Source organism: Bacteroidota bacterium (assembly GCA_034723125.1).
Taxonomy (GTDB): Bacteria; Bacteroidota; Bacteroidia; order CAILMK01; family JAAYUY01; genus JAYEOP01.
This window is the reverse complement of record JAYEOP010000104.1, coordinates 1-4,537: the sequence shown is the minus strand read 5'-3', so window position 1 is coordinate 4,537 and position 4,537 is coordinate 1. Positions and strand designations below refer to the sequence as shown.

Annotated in this window: 2 protein-coding genes; one reads left to right on the top strand and one right to left on the bottom strand. The window is 31.8% G+C overall.

Annotated features, from left to right (window positions below):
* Nucleotides 1-1,236: T9SS type A sorting domain-containing protein (locus U9R42_03145; GenBank protein MEA3495012.1), on the top strand; the 1,236-nt coding region annotated here is incomplete at its 5' end.
* A 234-nt stretch (nucleotides 1,237-1,470) separates the two neighbouring features.
* On the opposite strand, the gene mfd is transcribed toward U9R42_03145, so the two are convergent.
* On the bottom strand, nucleotides 1,471-4,537 hold a 3,067-nt coding region (gene mfd / locus U9R42_03140; protein MEA3495011.1), incomplete at its 5' end, for a transcription-repair coupling factor.

The following is a 4,537-nucleotide window of genomic DNA, read 5'->3' as shown; positions in this document are numbered from 1 at the left end:
GTTGAAATTGAATTAACCGAGGATTGGAACAGCTCTACAAATGCTTGGGAGAATGTCAGGCGTTATACTTATACTTACGATGCTAACGGAAATAGGCTAACAGAGTTATATGAAATATGGAACAGCTATACAAATGCTTGGGAGAATAACTTTCGTGGGACTTATACTTACGATGCTAACGGAAATGGGCTAACAGAGTTATTTGAAACATGGAACAGCTATACAAATGCTTGGGAGAATAACTTTCGTGGAACTTATATTTACGATGCAAACGGAAATATGCTGACATATTTGAGAGAAAACTGGAACAGCTCTACAAATGATTGGGAGAATAACTTTCGTGGGATTTATACTTACGATGCAAACGGAAATCGCCTGTCAGAGTTATATGAACTCTGGAACAGCTCTACAAATGATTGGGAGAATAACTTTCGTAGGACTTATACTTACGATGCAAACGGAAATAGGCTGACATATTTATTTGAAAACTGGAACAGCTCTACAAATGCTTGGGAGAATGACTCTCGTGGGACTTATACTAACGATGCTAACGGAAATAGGCTGACACATTTAAACGAAGAATGGAACAGCTCTACAAATGATTGGGAGAATGACTATCATAGGACTTATACTTACGATGCTAACGGAAATTGGCTAACATATTTAAACGAAGAATGGAACAGTTCTACAAATGCTTGGGAAAATGACTATCGTGGGACTTATACTTACGATGCTAACGGAAATTGGCTGACAGAGTTATATGAATGGTACAGCTCTACAAATGCTTGGGAGCATGACTATCGTCATACTTATACTTACGATGCAAACGGAAACTCAATAACAGGCTTATACGAAGAATGGTATGGTAGTAATTGGTCGCCTGGTTCAGGCTTTTTATATTTATACTCAAATAAAAAAAATCTTTATTATGTGTATGCATACAAATACGAAGCTACATACAAAGCGTTTGAAATCATTTCGGTAGAAGAAAGGGCATTAACAGATATTAAGGTTTTCCCGAATCCTGCAAACTCGCATATAACCGTTAAAAGTAAAAACAAATCACTTCAAAGTTTTCAAATTTTCGATATTACAGGAAAAACTATTCTAAACCGCCAAATCAATTCTAATGCAAATCAATACAAGATTGATTTATCTGCATTTAATTGCGGAATTTACATAATCAAAATTCAAACAGATGAAGAAATAATTACAAAAAAAATAATAAAAAAATAAAAGTTTAATATCCAACTGCTTGAATATCAAAAAAACAAAAAGAAGGCAAAATGAAAAATAAACATATTATTTTTTTGAATGTTTCAATAGCAAAATTGGAGTAAACAGGGGAGTTATGCCTATTTGATAAATCAATTAAAAAAGACATTTTTTGATGAATATTCTCTGAATTAATGGATAAACGGTAATTTTTAAGAATTGCTTAACCCAAGAGACTCATGCGGAAAACCTACTTCAAATACTTCTTTTAATCATCCTTAAAGCATCCAATGCTTCATCCACAAATTCAACATTTGAAATTGCAAGTTCAAGCCCTTTTGTTTTTTCATTGAATTCACATTTATACTTTCCTGATTTGGCAAATGTTAATAATTTACCAAAAATATTAGATTGAAAATGTTCACTTTCAGATACATCATAAGGGAAAATTGCTTTGAAACTTTTCCTTTTTAAAAATATTTTTTTTATTCCAAGTTTCTGTCCTTCCCATTTTAATCGCATCAAATCAAGCAAGTCGTTTGTTTGATAAGGTATTTTTCCAAAGCGGTCAATTAATTCTTTTTCAAATTCCTGAAGTTTTTTATCATCATTAATTTTATTAAGCTTGCTGTACAGGTTTAACCGCTCTTCAACACTGCTTATATATTCATCGGGGATAAGGACTTCAAGGTCGGTGTCAACTTGGCACTCACGGAACATACTCAAATCTTGCCTTTCTTTAAAAAGGTCGGCAAATTCATTTTGTCTAAGTTCAAAAATTGCTTCTTCCAATATTTTTTTATACATATCAAGACCAATATCAGAAATAAAACCACTTTGTTCGGCACCTAAAAGATTTCCTGCTCCTCTAATATCCAAATCACGCATAGCAATATGGAAGCCGCTTCCAAGGTCGGTAAATTCCTCAATTGCCGCAAGTCGTTTTCGTGCATCTGTTGTCATTGCAGTAAATGAAGGAATAAGTAAAAAACAATATGCTTTGATATTTGACCGCCCAACTCTTCCTCGCATTTGATAAAGATCGCTTAATCCGAAATTTTGTGCATCATTAATTATAATTGTATTAGCATTAGGTATATCAAGCCCCGATTCAATAATATTTGTTGAAAGTAAAACGTCATAATATCCGCCAATAAAATTCAGCATTATTTCTTCAAGGTTTTTACTTTGCATTCTTCCATGAGCAATTGCCATTTTTACATGAGGTATTTCTTTTCTGATTATACTTTCAATTTGTTCAAGGTCTTTTATTCTGTTGTGTACAAAAAATACCTGACCATCTCTTTCCATTTCTTTTTCAATGGCTTCACGAACAACTTCTCTATCAAAAGTTTTTATAAAAGTATCTGTAGGCTGGCGATTGGCAGGAGCGGTATTAATAATTGACAAATCCCTCACTCCCATTAAAGAAAACTGTAAAGTTCTTGGAATAGGCGTTGCCGTTAGCGACAAGGTATCAACATTTGTTTTTAATGACCTTAATTTTTCTTTTGCAGTAACACCAAATTTTTGTTCTTCATCAATAATTAAAAGCCCGAGTCGCCTAAACCTTATTCCTTTGCCCAACAATTTATGAGTACCTATAACAATATCAATTTTACCATCCTCAAGTTCATCCTTAATTTCTTCTTGTTGTTTTGCTGTTTTAAATCTTGATAAATAATTAATGTTTGCAGGAAACTCTTTAAGTCTTTCAGTAAAAGTTTGATAATGCTGAAAAGCTAAAATTGTTGTAGGAACAAGTATAGCTACTTGCTTGTTATCGGCTACAGCCTTAAATGCCGCACGTATTGCAATTTCTGTTTTGCCATAACCTACATCTCCGCAAATAAGCCTGTCCATCGGGTTTGCTCTTTCCATATCCCGTTTTACATCCTCAGTTGAAGATGCTTGATCAGGTGTATCTTCATACATAAAAGAAGCTTCAAGTTCTGTTTGCAGATAGGTGTCCGGTGTAAAACTAAAGCCTTTTTCTGATTTTCGTTTTGCATAAAGTTTTATCAAATCACGGGCAATATCCTTAACTTTTTTCTTGGCTTTTTGTTTTAAATTATCCCAACTATTAGAACCTAATCTATGCAATTTCGGTTCATTTCCTTCTTTGCCTGTGTATCGTGATATTTTATACAAAGAGTGAATACTTACATAAAGTAAATCACCACCTTTATAGTTTATCCTAATTGCTTCTTGTTTTCTACCATTATTTTCAATTTTTTCCAAACCCGAAAATTGTCCAATACCATGATTTATATGAGTTATGTAATCCCCTTGTTTTAACTCATTAATATTTTTAAGACTCAGTGTACTGTTATTTGAATAGACTTTTGTTTTAGGTACTTTTTGGTATCTTTTAAAAATTTCATGTTCGGCAAAGCAGGCTATTTTAGCATCCTTGTCAATAAAACCTGCATGAAGATTTTGATAAACAGGAACAAATTTAACATCTAATATTTTGTCTTCAAAAATTGCGTAAATTAGTTCTATCTGCTTTGATGATTCTGAAAAAATATAATTTTTAATTCCTGCTTTTTGATTTGTCAAAAGTTCCGCTCCAAAAATATCAAAATTTTTGTTAAAATTCGTCTGAGGTTTTATGTTAAAATTATAACTGATATCAGATTTGAAATATTCGCTTTCATTAAAATCAACACAAGTAAATAATTTTAATTCATCAATAAAACTCTTGGTAGTAATACAAGTTTGTTCAGGGTTTTTTATTTCAACTTTATCTTCTTTTTTAATAATTTTTTTAGCATCCGTCAAATGCTTTTTAAGTGCATCTTTAACAAAAGTAAGATTATTATAAAATATTATTGTCTCAGGAGAAATGTATTTTAAAAAAGAAATACTTTCTCTCTTTTTCTGATTTTTTTCAAGATTTGGAATTATTGTTACAGCATTTAATTTGCGTATCGACAACTGTGATTCAGGATCAAATTCACGAATAGATTCAATTTTATCATCCAACAATTCAATCCTGTAAGGAAATTTATTAGCATAAGAAAAAATATCAATTATTCCACCACGAACCGAAAAACATCCTGCTTCATTTACAAAGTCAACTCTTTCAAATTTGTATTCATTTAAAAATTCAATAATAAAATCAGTATCAAGTTTTGTGTTAATCTTTAGCTGTGAAGTATTTTCCGAAAGCTCTTCTTCACTAACAACTTTTTCGCACAAAGCCTCAGGATAAGTAACAATAAGTCTTGGTGTTGAGCTATTATTTTTTAAAACATTTAACACATCAATCCTTACAAGAGTAGAAGGATTAAATCGTTCTGCAGGATTATCATTTTTA